This is a genomic window from Helicobacter mastomyrinus, from assembly GCF_039555295.1.
In the GTDB taxonomy this organism is placed as follows: Bacteria; Campylobacterota; Campylobacteria; order Campylobacterales; family Helicobacteraceae; genus Helicobacter_C; species Helicobacter_C mastomyrinus.
Genome location: NZ_CP145316.1, coordinates 509029 through 525510 on the forward strand (window position 1 = coordinate 509029; position 16482 = coordinate 525510).

The 16482-nt window shown below is 39.4% G+C and carries 14 protein-coding genes; all 14 read right to left on the minus strand.

Annotated features, from left to right (window positions below):
- Positions 1 to 7: 7 nt before the first annotated feature.
- The 14 genes from V3I05_RS02635 to glnA all read right to left on the minus strand — a co-directional run bounded on the left by V3I05_RS02635 (position 8) and on the right by glnA (position 16456).
- Entirely contained in the window at positions 8 to 1108 is a 1101-nt protein-coding gene (locus tag V3I05_RS02635; RefSeq protein ID WP_343353907.1) for a cysteine desulfurase, read from the minus strand.
- On the minus strand, positions 1105 to 3009 hold the full coding sequence (selB, locus tag V3I05_RS02640) for a selenocysteine-specific translation elongation factor (RefSeq protein ID WP_343353908.1): 1905 nt from the start codon (positions 3007 to 3009) through the stop codon (positions 1105 to 1107). The genes V3I05_RS02635 and selB overlap by 4 nt, the downstream gene beginning before the upstream one ends.
- Positions 2999 to 4384: an L-seryl-tRNA(Sec) selenium transferase gene (selA, locus tag V3I05_RS02645; RefSeq protein WP_295699722.1), complete on the minus strand. Its 1386-nt coding sequence runs from the start codon at positions 4382 to 4384 to the stop codon at positions 2999 to 3001. The genes selB and selA overlap by 11 nt, the downstream gene beginning before the upstream one ends.
- Before the next feature lie 1183 nt (positions 4385 to 5567).
- Positions 5568 to 5840, minus strand: coding sequence for a 30S ribosomal protein S15 (gene rpsO / locus V3I05_RS02650; RefSeq protein ID WP_295699721.1), 273 nt, complete (start codon positions 5838 to 5840; stop codon positions 5568 to 5570).
- A gap of 398 nt (positions 5841 to 6238) precedes the next feature.
- Positions 6239 to 6991 carry a flagellar motor protein MotB gene (gene motB / locus V3I05_RS02655; protein ID WP_300731661.1) on the minus strand — a complete coding sequence of 251 codons (753 nt, stop codon included), beginning with the start codon at positions 6989 to 6991 and terminating at the stop codon, positions 6239 to 6241.
- 11 nt (positions 6992 to 7002) lie between these two features.
- Positions 7003 to 7773, minus strand: a complete 771-nt coding sequence (motA, locus tag V3I05_RS02660; RefSeq protein WP_295699716.1) for a flagellar motor stator protein MotA — start codon at positions 7771 to 7773, stop codon at positions 7003 to 7005.
- Positions 7774 to 7833: 60 nt separating this feature from the next.
- On the minus strand, positions 7834 to 8454 hold the full coding sequence (locus V3I05_RS02665) for an MBL fold metallo-hydrolase (RefSeq protein WP_295699712.1): 621 nt from the start codon (positions 8452 to 8454) through the stop codon (positions 7834 to 7836).
- 7 nt (positions 8455 to 8461) lie between these two features.
- A complete protein-coding gene (rpsI, locus tag V3I05_RS02670) occupies positions 8462 to 8851 on the minus strand; it encodes a 30S ribosomal protein S9 (RefSeq protein WP_295699710.1) in 390 nt (129 codons plus the stop codon).
- A 9-nt stretch (positions 8852 to 8860) separates the two neighbouring features.
- A complete protein-coding gene (gene rplM, locus V3I05_RS02675; protein ID WP_295699707.1) occupies positions 8861 to 9289 on the minus strand; it encodes a 50S ribosomal protein L13 in 429 nt (142 codons plus the stop codon).
- A gap of 305 nt (positions 9290 to 9594) precedes the next feature.
- Positions 9595 to 10305, minus strand: coding sequence for an ABC transporter ATP-binding protein (locus V3I05_RS02680; RefSeq protein ID WP_300447834.1), 711 nt, complete (start codon positions 10303 to 10305; stop codon positions 9595 to 9597).
- Positions 10299 to 11930 carry a nickel ABC transporter permease subunit NikC gene (nikC, locus tag V3I05_RS02685; RefSeq protein ID WP_295699702.1) on the minus strand — a complete coding sequence of 544 codons (1632 nt, stop codon included), beginning with the start codon at positions 11928 to 11930 and terminating at the stop codon, positions 10299 to 10301. The genes V3I05_RS02680 and nikC overlap by 7 nt, the downstream gene beginning before the upstream one ends.
- Positions 11927 to 12895 carry an ABC transporter permease subunit gene (locus V3I05_RS02690; RefSeq protein WP_343353912.1) on the minus strand — a complete coding sequence of 323 codons (969 nt, stop codon included), beginning with the start codon at positions 12893 to 12895 and terminating at the stop codon, positions 11927 to 11929. Before V3I05_RS02690 ends, nikC begins: the two co-directional genes overlap by 4 nt.
- A gap of 11 nt (positions 12896 to 12906) precedes the next feature.
- The gene (gene nikA, locus V3I05_RS02695; RefSeq protein ID WP_300450819.1) at positions 12907 to 14463 is read right to left on the minus strand and encodes a nickel ABC transporter substrate-binding protein; all 1557 of its coding nucleotides are present in this window, start codon (positions 14461 to 14463) and stop codon (positions 12907 to 12909) included.
- A 553-nt stretch (positions 14464 to 15016) separates the two neighbouring features.
- Positions 15017 to 16456: a type I glutamate--ammonia ligase gene (gene glnA, locus V3I05_RS02700; RefSeq protein ID WP_300450822.1), complete on the minus strand. Its 1440-nt coding sequence runs from the start codon at positions 16454 to 16456 to the stop codon at positions 15017 to 15019.
- Between the last annotated feature and the right edge of the window lie 26 nt (positions 16457 to 16482).

Genomic DNA, 16482 nt, shown 5'->3' on the forward strand with positions numbered 1-16482 from the left:
ATCTCCTTCATAAATGGAATTGTCGTAGTTGCAAATACGCAGAGGCGATATGTGAGGTAATAGATTCTATATCATCTAAATGCTTATAGCTCACGCTAAGTAACTCGCGACATTGTGGTTCATCATAGCCCATAGAATGTAGGACAAAAGAGGGCTTTGCATTGCCAAAGAGACAATCCTGCCCGTTAATAGCATAAATCCCTGCTATTTGCAAACTCTCTATCAAAAGTCGTGCTTTTATACCCCTAAATCGCAAAGCAAGGGCGTTTGGGCTATTTAAATGAGGTGGCACAAAAAGTGCCATATCATCTTTTAAATGCGATTGCAAAGATGTAAAAAACTGCGCTTTAGTATCTATGCTAGGAGGCAGGGCGAGTATGTCCTCTATGGCGGTAATGGCGGCTTTAAAGAGATTGGGACGCAAAAGCTGTGTGTCAAAATAAGCTTTAAGTGCGGGAATTTCCCCATCACTTAGCTCACTTAGGATAAAGCCGCATTTACGCATTAAGCCAATATGCTCGGCATTACACATAAAAAGCAATTTTTTATGCTTGAGAAGGCGCAAAGATTCTAAATGTGCTTGTGTGAGTGTGCTTAAAAAAAGTGAAATATCACAAAATATAAGCGCGTGAGGATAAGCACATAGAATCTGCTCTATCATAGATTTTATGGGATTTATGGATAGCACATCTTGGTTGATAATAGGCAGGAAAAAAACTATTGGTTCATTTGGGCGTATGTTTAAAACAGGCAGAGATTCTATAATGCCCTGCCGCGAGAGTGGCATAAAAGATAAGCCATCTTTGTGCATTGTCTGAAATGTATGTGCGGCATAAAAGCTCTGCTGTGAAAAGCTAGGAGCTAAGACAATATGATAATGATGAGAAAAAAGTGTGCTAAAGAGGCAGAGAAACTCCCCGCAGCTATAATCAAAACTATGGGCGTGAGTTTTATTAAACATCGCGCTTAAGTGTGCGCTATCTGCCTTTAAATCACGCACAAAGGCATTGTCAAATATATTAGGATTAGGATAGCTATCCTCAAAAAGCAGGGCATTTGCGCTTTTATTTAGCGGGAAATTAGCTAAAAAATCAAGATGTATATTCATTGCTCTACCTCATTATGCGGCTTTATGTATTTATAGAATCGCTTATTATCGATACATTCTATATCATCAAATTTATCGAGATACTCTAAATAGCCGATGAGATATTTACGGCTTAAATGAGTGCGCTTGCGCAAATTATTGACATCTACATAGCCCTGCTTTGTGATAATCTCACGCATAAGGGCATTCATTTGCGTTAATGCAGTGGTAGCGATAAAAAAATTATGGCTAAGACGCACGATCTTTTTGCTTAGGGAGAGGCTTTTTAGTGCATTATCGCCCATTTTTCTATCAATATCAAGTGCATCATAAATATTATAGGGCGCAAGTGGCGTAAAGTGCTGCTTAATAAGTGTATCAAATAGCACATCTTCAACGTATATGCGAATATCCTTAGTTTCATTCCAGCAGGAGAGATACAGCCCATTTTTATGGATAATCTGCCCTTCATCAAGCAGCTCATCTAATGCCCTTTGTGCGAGGGCTAAAGACGCCCATTTATGCTTTAAACTCAAGCTTTGCGCGGAGAGAAGAGCATATTTATTACGTGTAAAAATATCAATAATAGCGGTTTTTATCGATTCTATTTGTGAGAGGGGGTAGAGTGTGAGGGACTTTTCATCAACAAAGATAGAATCTATTGAGGTGGCGATTTCACAGCTTTGAACGTGGCTAAGATTAAATCTTTGTGTCGAACTCACAAGTCCAAAGCCCTTTTTATGAATGCGTGTAAGCAAGGTAAATGCTTGGTGGAAGTCCCTTTGTGCGAGGGCTTTAAGCAATGTAATCTTGGTAGATTTTTTAATAGGGTCAATGATGGGATTTAAAATCACGCCTCCACCTAATGCGCCCTCATCATTTCTTAGGACAAAACGTTGCGAGAATATGCCAAAGATGGGCTCATCGCATTTGAGTGTAGCGAGGATAAGGGGCTTTGAGCCAAAGCTATGTGCGCTTATGGGAGAAGATTCTAGAATCTGCACCTTTCCATTAAGCTTCGTGCTGCCTATGTAGCATTGATAGGTAGCATTATGCTTCACATCACCAAAAATCGCTACATCAACACTATTAAATCCCCGCAAATATCCCTTAGGCGCAACGAGAAAGCCTCTTTTAAGCTCATTGTGTTTTACTTGTGTGAGATTGAGCGCGACACGATGCGAGGGCGTGGCTAGAGGCGCATCTTTATCGTGAATTTGTATCCCGCGCACGGATACTTCCTTATGGATATGATAAGCATAAAGCTTGTCATTAGGGGCGCATTGCCCGCTTAAAACACTACCGGTTACCACGCAGCCTGCGCCTTTTATCGTAAAGCTTCTATCAATGTAATACACAAACATACCAAAATCTGCCCTCTGTGGCTTAGGCACATTATCTAGGACTTCTTTTAATGCCTCTAATGCCTGTGTGTTTTCTATCTTGTCTGCTTTAGGGTGCAGACTAAGGGCAATACAGGAATACAACTTTATATCACTTTGTATAAAAAGCTTTGCAATGTGAGATTCTAAAAGCGGAAGTTGCGTGGAGGGTGAAGTGAGCTTGTCAATTTTAGTTATCACGCAAATGCAGGTGCGAATCCCCAGCATATCGGCAATTTTAATATGCTCTAATGTTTGAGGCATAATCCCTTCATTTGCGGCTATCACAAGCAGCAATACATCAATACCAAAGGTCCCCGCAATCATATTTTTTACTAATTTTTCGTGTCCGGGGACATCGATAAAGGCGACATTACGTGCAGGTAGGGGGAGGGAGGAAAAGCTTAAATCTAATGTAATACCCCTTTGCTTTTCCTCTTTGAGATTATCTCCATCAAAGCCATTAAGAGCCTTGATAAGCGTTGTTTTGCCGTGGTCAATATGCCCACCTAGCCCAACGATAATATCATTATCCTGCATTTGTCTCACCTAGAATGCTTTCAAGTGCGCTTAAAATTTGCTCCTCATCGCCATTAAGCAATGTCCGCATATCAAGGAGGATTCTATCTTTTTGCACACAGACGATTATCCCACATCGCCTTAAGGCAGATTCTAAAGCCTTAACCTCCATATCTTTCATACAAAGTGCTACACCAAAGGAATCAAATGATAAATGTGGGATACTCCCTCCTCCTGCGAGTGATTGCAAGGGGATAACCTCAAGGAGGGCAAATTTTGAGGCAAATGGAGTGGCATTAAGAGCATTTTTTAACGTTTGTGCCCTAGATTCTAACACCTTGCTATCTGTTTGAAGCATAGAGAGGGTTGGAATCTTATAATAAGCCTTTTGCTTATAGGCTTTGAGGGTCGCATTGAGGGCGAGAATGCTGAATTTATCTACTCTCAATGCACGAAGTAAGGGATTTTTCTTAAGTGTTGCAATAAGAGGCGATGAGCCAAGTATAATGCCTACTTGCCCCGCCCCTAAGAGTTTATCTCCGCTAAAGCTAAGAAGTGAGGGCTTATATTTGCAAATCTCCTGCACACTTGGCTCATCTGGGAGATTTAGCACTCCTATATGCCCGCTGCCTAAGTCAAAATAATCAATAAGATGGTGCTTCCGCGCTAGAGTGGTAAGCTCTTTAAACTCGCAGGATTGCACGAAGCCTATTTGCTTAAAATTGCTTTGATGTGTTTTCATAATAATAGCACTCTGCTCGTTAATGGCATTTTCATAATCCCTTAGACGCGTTTTGTTTGTCGTACCTACTTCACATAGGATACTCCCCGCACTTGCCATAATTTCAGGGATTCTAAAACTCCCGCCAATCTCCACAAGCTCCCCACGTGAGATAATAGTCTCTTTTTGCGCTCCAAAGGTATTTAGCACTAAAAACACCGCAGAGGCGTTGTTATTCACCAAAAGCGCGTCCTCACAGCCGCATATTTCACATAACATTTGTGTGCAGTGCCTATAGCGCTCATCTCTCTTGCCTTTGTCCAAATCGTATTCAAGTGTGTGATAACTGCGTAAAAATGGCATGATTTCATCAAGGATTTCTTGTGAAAGCACACTCCGCCCAAGATTTGTATGTATCACAACGCCTGTGGCATTTACCACTTGCCTTAAGGTAGGGCGAGAAAGTGCCTCTGCCTTTTTTTTAAGCATGGGGATAAGACCAAGCAGAGATTCTTCAAAAGTTGCTCTAGAGATATGTCCTGCTTTTAGATTTGTGCGTAGGGCGTTAAGATGCGATGCAATAAGGGGCAAAAGGAGGGATTTATCAAACGATTTTAGCTCATTATGCTGGAGCAGCGAATCGACTTTAGGAATGGATTGAAGCAGGTTTTTCACATATCACTCCTTAATATAAAAAAACAAACTCAAATAAGCCTATAACGTTTGTTATATTATACACTTAATTCTTTGCAAATGAGCAAGTTTAGTAAGCTATACAATTCACAGATAACCTTAAGAATTGCTTGCGAGTATGGATTAGTACTTGGTGTATGTACGGCACACGGCACAATAGTAAAAGAATATAAAGCACACAACCTTGGCTTTCACAATAAAGATACATAAAAGAGATATTAGCTATGATTTCCCTTCACCTCTTGTAAATATTGGAGATATGGAGTGAAAATAAAAAATAACCTATCAAAGAAAAGCCAGAGAAGCAGATTCAATAAAGCATTCACACAAAGTATTTATTTAATACTTGCAAAAGTCTGCAATAACATTAGCTCTTAAGTAAATCCCATAGGGATACAAAGTAAGATTTCTCCTTCAATTTACCAAAAAAGATGTAATCCTCATATCTTAAGGCAAAAAGAGATTTTATATTTTGGGCTTGAAGGTGAAAGGTATCCTCAAATAGAAAAATAATATCTTTTTTACCTTTGTAGGATTATACTGGAATGAAGGGAGTGGGTAGATAATGGGCAATAGAAAGGATTATTTTTTAATCACTATTTAAGATTACATCAAAACTCTATCTTTATTATAAAAAAGAATCTAAAGATACTTTAAAGATAAAAGTGCCTTTAGGATGGATATCAAAAGAAAATAATATTTTTGTTTAACGCCTACCTGCAATATATATATTCATAAAATTCAAGTTTCATAGTTTTCTTTAAAATATGCAAATACATCTATCAGCGATTAGAATACAAGTTTAACTATTGCTTATCAGGTCTGCTTGTCCTGCTTAGACTCACCCTCCTAAGTTATCTAAAGAATTTTACAATAATATGGAGAAAATATATTTATGATTTATTTATACAAGTGGAAACAACTTTATGTGCAACTTACTCTACTTAATTTTTTTATCCCAATAGTAAAAAGGAAAGATTACACTCTCCTTTTTACTATTCTAAAAGGTATTGCAAGATAGATGTTTGTTTGCAAAACTTATTTTTATTTATGACTCTGTCTCAGCTAAATCTAGCATCAAATAACATTGTTTTATAGCACATATAAAATCTCTATAAAATTTAATGACAAACAGATTCAAATACTTGGACACTTGTCCTAAGTGCTATCTATCTTTGAGTTTTAATTCACTAATTAATTTTGTATAGCGACTATATTGTGTTTTTTTGAGGTAGGTTAATAATGATTTTCTTTGCCCTACAAGTTTTAAAAGCCCTAAACGACTCGAATGATCCTTTGGGTTTGCCTTTAAATGCTCTGTTAAGTCAGTAATTCTTTGCGAAAGCAATGCTATTTGCACTTCACTTGAACCCGTATCTTTATTATCCCTTGCAAACTTAGCAATAATCTCTTTCTTTTTCGCCATATCTAAAGCCATAAGACCTCCTTGAATGGTAAATTAAAAGGTGAAATTCTATCTTAAAAAGCTAAAAAATACATAAAATAAACTGCTTTTGTCTACAAAGAGCATAAAACCCCTTTGCTGTTTTTGCAAAAGATAGGAACACAAACTTAGCTATTCATCAGCATTTAGCTAAATAGAATAAACTGCATTATTCTTTAATTGATAGTGATTCATAACGCAACACATCTTACTAGAGTAAAAATGCTTTTTATACACTTTATCAATTCGAATATGCCAAAATGAACTTCTTTACTAAAATTTTCTTCCTAAAGTCTACCTATTTGGTATGAATTAAACACAAATATCTAATCCAATAAATAAGCTAGAGTAAAGACAAGCTTATCACTATACAAAGCTATATAACTTGCATACTACTGTGTATTTTGCAAAGTTTCTTCCAAGATGGATTGTGCCACTGGCGCATCTTTAGGATCTACAAAGAAAAAGATTTCCACGCGATTATTTTTTGCACGATTAACAGGTGTATCATTGGGCGCAATAGCTTGGTGTTCGCCATAGCCAGAAAATGAAATACGTTCATTTGAGATACCATTTTTCACAAGAGACTTCATTACGCTAAGTGAACGTGCCGCAGACAACTCATAATTATCCTTATAGCGTGAGCCAACAGGCAAAGGAGAATTATCCGTATAACCACGCACATCAATCTTAACATAATCAGGAAGTTTCTTGATAATCGCACTCATACGTTGCAAATATAAATACACATCGCTATTATTAATCTCTGCGCTTCCTGCTTCAAAGAAAATATTAGAGGGTAACCGCAGCGACACACCCATTTCCATTTGCTCTAAAATCCCACCCTCTTCTGCCATTTGTTCAATTTGCGCAGTAGTAATAGATGAATTTTCACTCAGGGCAGAACTTTCATTTTCCACTTCATTTTCACTTATATCATCTTGATTTGAAGGAAGTGGTGCGGTAAGTGTAAAATCAAAGAGTTTTATAAACTCCGTTTTTAAGGCTTCAGAATCCGAATCGGCTGTTGATGAAATCGCCCACAAGGCAATAAAAAGAGCCAAAAGAAGCGAAAGGAAATCCGCATAAGGCACAGCCCATTTTTCTCCTGCAGGACAATCGGGACACTTCTTTTTTTTAGCCATTATGCACTCTCTTATTCAAATTGTGAGATTTTGGGCTCACCCGGTGGGATAAATCCTAATAATTTCTCTTCAAGGTTACGAGGATTATCACCATTAGCAATACCCACAACGCCCTCTAAAATCACCATACGTTCACGTATGATATCCTTGCTTTTAGCGTGCATTTTATGCCCCCAAGGACCAAACATTCCATAAGAACAGAAAATCCCTGTAACCGTTGCAGTAAATGCTCCAGCAATCCCTGCTGCCATAGCCTTTGGGTCATCAAGCAACTGCAAAGCAAGCATAAGCCCCATAACCGCTCCAACAAGCCCCATTGTAGGGCAAGTCTCAGCATACATAATCCAAAAATGCGAAGACCCGTGATAGTACTCTTCTAAAGATTCTATTTGCACTTCCATATCTTCACGCACAGCGTGTGCATCGCGTCCATCAATAATCATTGAAAGTGCCTGACGTAAGAAATCATCTTCAATCTGTGCCGCCTTACCTTCAAGAGAAAGGACACCATCTTTTCTCGCAAGGGTAGAAAGTTCAACAAGAGTACGTATAGTTTCGTTCAAATTCACTCCACTTCCACCAAAAACAAGCTTCATTTCTTTAAAAGCAGCCTTAACATGTGTACCATGTGTGGCTGCCATTGCTGCACAACCAGCAGTAGGAATAATGATGATGAGCGAACTAATATGGATAAGATGTAAAGGGTTACCTCCCTCCAAAATATCTCCTAGCGAGAGACTAGCAACAGCCCCCAAAAGTCCTAAAATACTCGTTAAATCCATAGGCACCTCATAAACTAATTTAAGAAATAGAAAGCAAAAAATATTCCTAGTAAATAGATATTACATACCGCCCAAATGCTTTATCCAAAAGGGCACATTTGCCTGTTCATCATTAAGGTAAGTAGTCCTTCCGTGTCCGGGATAAATAGGCTTATTGGGAGTTGAAGGAAGCGCACTAAAAGCAAGAAGAGAATCTCTCATATCAATCGTGCTTGAATAGGGAAAATCGCTCCGCCCAATAGAGCGATAAAAGATAAAATCCCCGCTAAAAATATTACCCTCAATTTCAATAATTGAGCAGCCCGGTGTGTGTCCGGGAAAATGAGAAAATATCACCTCTATGCCATCAAACACTAAACTTTGTGTACCTTTTTCACATAATGTAAGAATATCAGGTGTGCTTGGCGTTACACCTGTGCCAAAGCAATCTGATTCTAACATAAACGCATCAAGTGCAGGACAGACAAGCGGTACTTGAGGAAAATGTGCTTTAAGCGTGGCATTGCTCCAAATGTGGTCAAAATGCCCGTGTGTATTTAAAAATGCAAGTGGCTTGGAGCAATGCGCCATCACCCAATCACTCGCGCCAATCCCAGCGTCAATGACAATCTCTCCCTGTGGCAATTTGTAAATATAACAATTTGTTTGATACTCACCAAAACTTTGAGAGAGAAGCTCCATAAAATTATTACCTTTTTGAGAATTGTGGGCTACGTCTTGCTTTCCTTTTACCATATTTCTTACGCTCTACCACACGAGAATCGCGGGTCAAAAGCCCCTTCGGTTTCAAAATCGCTCTAAAGGCTATATCATAACTATTAAGAGCTTTTGAAATGCCGTGTCTCAAGGCTTCAGCTTGAGCTGAATATCCACCACCAAAGGCAACAGCCTTTATATCTACGGATTTTTCTTGCTTTGTGAGGAGAAGCGGCTGCATTACCTTCATCTTAATTGCCTCGTGTCCACCAAGCCAATCATTGAGATTCTCTCCATTAATAGTGAGCTTACCGCTGCCCGGAGTAAGCCAAACCTTTGCGATTGCTGTTTTTCTCTTTCCTGTTGCATAAACTTTTGCCATACTATTCCCTTATTTTGAGCTTTTAGAAACTTGTGCGCTATGTGGGTGATTACCATCGCGATAAACTTTGAGCTTTTTAAGCATAGCGCGTCCAAGCTTGTTTTTAGGAAGCATACCTCGAACGGCTAAGTGATAAAGCTTTTGCGGATTTTTCTCTAGCATTTCTTGCAATGTCTTGCTTTTAGTGCTACCAAAATACCCTGAATGTGTGAAATATTCCTTATCTTCAAGCTTCATTCCTGTGAATTTCACCTCTGTGGCGTTAATAATCACTACAAAATCACCGCAATCAATGTGAGGTGTGAAACAAGGCTTATGCTTACCACGTAAAAGCGTGGCAACCTCTGTGATAAGGCGACCAAACACTTTATCTTTCGCATCAAGCACAATCCATTGACGATTAATGTCAGTTTGTGTTGCTATTTTTGTCAATTCCATTTAGGTTTCCTTAGATTCTGTAAAATTAAGGCGAGGATTATAGGAATTTTATACTTAAAGAATACTTAAGTTAATCAAATATTAAGATTATTTACTACGAGCCAATATCTTAAATATGTAGGAATCTGCCGTAGAAGTTATTTTTACATTTTACTTTTCTACCAAGAAGTGAATGGATAATCTAGACTTATATATGCAATTTATAGATTAGCCCTCTGTGCAAATGCAGCACGAAGTGTAGCAGCAAAGGAATGATAGACTAGAGTTTCCATACGGATTAAGTTGCAAAAACGATATGTGAAGCATTATGTCTCTAACTCACCTTTTGTATTCATCATATACACACGCCCGCAAAGTCCTCTCGCTATGTGCTCATCGTGGCTAATAAGCATAATTGCACTTTTATTACCTCGCTGCCATCGCTTGAGGTAATCCATTATATGTAAAGAAAGTTCATAATCAAGCCCAGAAGTACTTTCATCAAGGATTAGCACTCGAGGTTTAATGCTTAAAGCCCTCACAAGGCAGATTCTCTGTGCCTCACCGCCAGAAATCATACCCACCTGCTTAAAAAGTATATCCTTAGGCAATGCCAAATCCTCCATTAACATATAAATGCGCTCTATCGCCTCCTTTTTCTCACAAGCCTTAAGATACAAAAGCGGCTCAAGGCAGTTCTCAAGGCAAGTAAAATGCGGATTCAAAGAGCCTATACTATCTTGGAAAAGTATTTGCACTTGCGCGCAAAATGCCCTGCGAAAGCTAAGGTTACAAATATTAATAGGCACAGAGTGAAGTCTCACTTCTCCCACGGCTCCCGCCTCATCTCTTTGTGGTCGCAAAAGCCCACAGGCAATCTTTGCCAACGTGCTTTTCCCACAGCCACTTTTCCCCATAATCGCAATGTTTTGCCCCGCCTCTAGTTTCAAATCAATATGTCTTAACACATAATGCTTATATGCGGCAAATCCCCGATATGATGTGTAGTAATAAGATACATTGCATAGCTCTAACATAATTTCTTCCCTTGATAGAGGGATTGCAAACGCTGCATTGTAGGCGTTTGTGGCATTAAAGGTTTGCCACTATCCTCTAAAAGCACACCTTGAGATAATCGCGCAGATTCTATAATCTTGCCCTTTTGCATTATATAGACATATTGCGCATTTGCTGCCACTGCGGCTAAATCGTGTGTGATAAGCAAGATTCCTAATCTATGATTCTCTCTCAAATCACGCAAAGTTTTGAGAATCTCCTCTGCCTTTAGCTTGTCTAAATCACTACTTGGCTCATCGGCAATCACAAAAGGCGCTTGTGCAAGCAAAGCAAGGGCTATCATCGCTCTTTGTAACATTCCGCCGCTTAATTCAAATGGATATTTATCTAGCACTTGCGCTTCTAGCCCCGCTTTTTGCAAACACTCAAGCACAAATCCTTTGTCATAAGGCTTATGCAGGGCGATACAAGTTTCCTTGAAATGATAGGCAATACTAAGGAGCGGATTAAAGCACGTGCGAGGAGACTGCATAATACACGCAAAGGCTACACCACGATATGCCACAGGATTAATCACTTGCGAATCTAGCTTAATAACACCACTTGTCAATGCAAGGTTTGAAGCCACAAATCCCTGCAAGGCAAGCGCGCTTAGAGATTTACCACTGCCGCTTGCCCCAAGCAATGCAGTGCATTCTCCTCTCCTCACACAAAGAGATGGAATCTCTACAAGCTTATGAGTATCCATATCAATGCACAAATGTTCTATTTCTAGGCTTTGTGCGCTATGTATAGAATCTAAGCTCTTTGCTTTACCTAAAGCCACATCTTTGACATTATCATCTAGCCCCTGCACTGCCCTAAGACTATCTCTTAAACCTTCACCTATCATATTACATAATGCCACGCTTACAAAAAGCGCTAACCCCGGATAAATAATCAAAGCAGGATTATCCCACATATACTCCTTTGCCTCACTTAGCATCACACCCCATTCAGGTGTGGGCGGCTGCACCCCAAGCCCAAGGAATGAAAGTCCCGCGATATGCAGCATAATATGCCCTATATCCATACTCGCTAAAATCACACATTGACTTAAAATAGGTACTAAAAGATGGCGTTTGAATCTCTGCAAAGCACTCGCTCCAAAGGTAAAAGAAAGCAGCACGTATTCTTTATTTTTCACACTAAAAACAATGCTACGCACGATACGAGCATACCAAGCCCAATGTGTGAGGATAATAGCAATCATCACATTTTCTAGCCCCGCACCCAGCACGCCCACAAAAAACAAAGAAAGCGCGATAGTAGGCACACTCATAAACACATCGCATAGCCGCATACATATCGCATCTAATCGCCCACCCACAAAGCCACACAATCCCCCAATACCTATACCTAAAAGCATAATCCACGCTAAAATCACAAAAGCACAGCCAAGTGAAAGTCTCGCCCCATAGAGAATCCGCGAAAATATATCCCGCCCTAAATAATCCGTCCCAAGCCAATGTGTAGCACTCATAGGGGCTAAAATATGCTCCAAATCCTGCATATCGGGCTCAAATGGTGCAATAGATGGGGCAAAAATAGCAAGTAGCACGATGATACCTAGCCCAGCAAGGGCGCATTTACCCCATATTTTCATACATATTCCTTGCTAGGATTTTCATACGTGTGCGCCATTTGCTTACGCATACGTGGGTCAAATACCGCATAGAGAATATCTACCAATGCGTTACACAGCACAAAAGACGCACTTAAAATGACAATAAAGCATTCAATGACAGGGTAATCGTGATTAGCAATCCCGCTAATACTATATAACCCAATGCCGGGCAGTCCAAAGACACTTTCAATTACCAATGCACCGCCCACAAGCTCCCCTATGTGCATACCCATCGCTGTAAGGATAGGCAAAAAGGCACTATAAAAAATATGTATGATATGTAGCCTTAAGCCCCTTACTCCACGCATTTTAGCATATATGATATGCCTCTCTTTCTGCACTTCTAGCATATTAGCACGAATGAGCCGCGCTAGGATACATATAGACATCAGTGCGATACTCACACTTGGCAAAATAAGACTTTTTGCGCCCTCTAGCCCCACCGCAGGAAGCCACTCCAAATATATGCTAAAAAACAAAACGAGCAAAAAGGCAACCCAAAAATTAGGCATACTCACGCCGATGAAGCATATAAAGCGAATGAGGAAATCAGGGAATCTATTATGATAATGCACACTTGCAATCCCAAGCGGTAAGGCACATAGAATAGTCAAAATAAATCCGCATAGCACAAGTAAAAGTGTATTGGGCAAAAAATGCAAAAAGTCCGCGCTCACACTCCTACCACTCATATAAGAGATTCCAAAATCAAGCCTTATGGCGTCTTTAAGCCACAAAAAATACTGTTGCAAAAGCGGTTTATCAAGTCCAAATTCCACTCTAAGTTCCGCTATAAGCTCTGGTGTGGCAGGAATGTGTGAGTGTAAAATATATGCCATCACCGGATCACTCCCGCCAAGTCGCAACAAACAAAACGTGCCAAAAGATACAAGTAGTACAATGGGGATAATAGAGCAGATTCTATAAAAAATAAACTTTTTCATCTGCCCTCCCCTTATTTTGCCTCTTCATAAAATTCCCAAAATGGCACTTCATAGCCTACCACTCCCATTTTAATACCTTTGATTTTAGGGTGTGTGATGGCTTTATTTTTTTGATAGGTAAGTGGCACATACACACCACTTGTTTCAAGCATATTGATGACATTGTCTAACAATGCGTCAAAAGTTGGGCTTGATGGATTAAGCACAATAAGCTTTCTAATGCCTTCATCGATGGCAGTTTTAGTGCTTAAGCCCGATTGTGCGGCAAAGTCAATATGACTTGGAATCAACATAGAATATAGCATACTCAAAGGTTCATAGGGTGCACCCCAAGTCTCGCTAAAAGCCATATCAAAAGCCCCTTTAAGTAAACGATTACGATATATGCTAGGCTCACTCGCGCTTAGACGCACCTTAATGCCTAGAGCCTTTAAATCACTTTGGATAATTTCAGCCATCATTTTATGAGCAGGATTATCCCCGCTAAAGAGTATCTCTATGCCTTTTTGATGCAAATGAGAATCTACAGAATCTGCCAAAGTGCGTAAAAATGCTAAAGATTCCTGTATAGCTCTCTCCTCTTTGTTTTTTTGTGTAGAGGGAGTGCTTTGATAAAAGATGTGATTAGCACTTTCTTGAATCCCCCCATAGACCGCTCTAACAAGCCTTTGCTTATCAATAGCATATCCTAGAGATTGTCGCAGCAATGTGCTAGATTGGGCGTTTGTGAGTGTAAAAGCAGGGGAAGCAGAATTAATGACAAGATTCACACTATGCAGCGGTGGGCTAAGATACGTGGCAAAGTGCTTACTCTTTTGCATATTTTTAAAAATCTCTAAGGGAATTTGATCATATCCATAAATCATATCTATTTGTCCGCTTCTTAGGGCTGCTATTTTCGCGCTTGGGTCAAAAATCACCTTCAAAATAATCTCATCATAATAAATCCCCTTATAGCGCTCTTTATCCCAATAGTGCGGATTCTTATGTAATGTATCGCTCACACCAAGCTTAGAATCCGCAAACATATACGCACCCGTGCCGATAGGCTTAGGATTATGCTTGATTAAGTCTAAATCCTTAGGAAAGGCACTAGGAGCTAAGAATCTAAAAGGACGAACTACGGCAAGCTCGCTTAGCGTGGGGCTATAAGGCTCTTTAAGCGTGAGAACGACTTTATAAGCATTGATTTTTTGCATCGATTGTATTACCATAGCTAACCCGCTCCAAGAATGCCTAGAACGATTTTTGAGAATGGATTGAAAGTTTAGCACCACCGCATCAGCATTAAATACCTCACCATTTGAGAATTTCACCCCCTCGCGCAATGTAAATTCATAGCGCAAACCATCTTTACTCACCTGCCACGATAATGCCAAAGATGGCACAATTTTGCCATTCTTGTCCACTTTGACTAAGCCCTCATAAATGCTATTTTGTGCAAACATCGCATTGCCGTGATAACCTTGAGGATTCATCGTGCCGATATTTTGAGATACTGCCATAGTAAGCGTATTTTTACCAAACGCCAATCCCATACACACGCATATCACCGCCACTAAACGCATTATTACTCCTCTATTCTTTAGTGTCTATAAATTAAGAATTTTTAAAACTATATCATATTAATAACATAAAAAAATAAAATAAATAATATTTTTATAGCAAACTAAATAAATCTTAATATGAACCTATAAAATTACTTTCTTTTTGCTTATTTTCAGATCTAAAGTTCTACGTCCCCTCGTCTTTTTCTAGTGATGAGGAGAGTTAAATATGCAAATATGCGCTAGACTTCACGATAGAAAATTGGTATTTTATGTGATTTCATTTTGATACAAATAGATAATCTAGCTCGCTTTATGAGGAAATTCTAAGTCTATAAAAACTCACCTAAAAAACAAGTTTCTTTACCAAGCTAAGATTTTATAGGCATAGAGAAAGGGCGACAAACACTTTGTATAATATCTTTAAAAGAATTACATAAACATATCTCTTGTATGCAAGCTATTCTTATAGCTTCCCTATGGGTTAAGATTTTATTTTATCAATAAAATGCTTCCCCATCTTTAAAGAACCTATCCAATCTTTATTTGAGATATTGTGAATGCAGTATAAAAACTAACAACTATATGTAGTAAGAAACTCAAATGGGTGGGGGCGTGCTTCCCAAGGCCAAATTTCTGTCTCAAACTTATAAGCCTTATAGGTTTGTATAAATTCCTCGCTAAACACATTGCCTTCTTTGAGGTATGCTTTATCCACCAGCATTTCCTCAATCGCGTGGCGCAATGTATGAGGCAACTGCTTAATGCCTTTCTCACGGATTTCATCAAGTGTGAGTTCAAAGAGATTAATTTCCATAGGCTTACCCGGGTCAATTTTATTCCTAATACCATCAAGTCCCGCAAGTAGTAAGCTTGCAAAGGCAAGATAAGGATTTGCCGAGCTATCGGGGAATCTAAATTCCATACGTTTTGCCTTTTCTCCGCTATTGTATGGGATTCTAATACTTGCGCTTCTATTTTGCGCACTATATGTTAAAATACTTGGCGCTTCAAAGCCCGGAATGAGCCGTTTGTATGAGTTTGTACTAGGATTTGTGAAGGCTGCTAAGGCTCTAGCATGTTTTAGCACTCCACCTAAGAAGTGCAACGCCATTTCACTTAACCCCTGATAGGCATTTCCCGCAAAGAGATTCTTATTATCTTTCCAAATGCTAATATGTACGTGCATACCGCTGCCATTATCGCCATAAAGGGGCTTAGGCATAAATGTAGCCGTCTTGCCATTGAGATGAGCTACCATTTTTACCACATATTTAAATTTTTGCACATTATCGGCAGCTTCGAGCATATCGCCAAACTTCACACCGATTTCATTCTGCCCTTGCGCTACTTCGTGATGCAATACAAAGGTTTCTAGCCCCACTTGGTTCAGCACCTTTACCATTTCGGTGCGTAAATCCACTGAAGAATCCACCGGTGGCACAGGGAAGTATCCACCCTTTGTACCGGGGCGATGTCCCATATTTACGCCACCCTCAAAGGCTCTATCGCGATTCCATTCGCCCTCTTCGGAATCTATCTCATAATATTGACAATTTACAGAATCTTTAATTTTAATAGAATCAAACACAAAAAACTCATTTTCTGGTCCATAATACGCCACGTCACCAATCCCGCTTTCTTTAAGGTGCTTCATCGCACGTTTGACAATAGAACGAGGGCATTTCTCATAAGGCTCATTTTTATAAACATCCCAAATATCGCAAAAGACTACCACCGTAGTATCCGCACTAAAAGGGTCAATAAAATATCGCACAGGCTCGGGGATAAGTATCATATCAGATTTATCCACAGGCTGCCACGCAGGGATAGAGCTGCCATCAAAGGGTATCCCCTCAAAACTCTCTTCGCCAATCGCACTTCTTGAAAAGCTCAAATGATGCCATATGCCTTTAATATCAGTGAAGCGGAAATCGATAAATTCCACTTCATTTTCATCGCAAAATTGAAAAAATGCCTTGACTGCTTGTTTGTCGATTGCTACTCTGCTCATACCCTTGCTCCTTAATCATTGTGTAG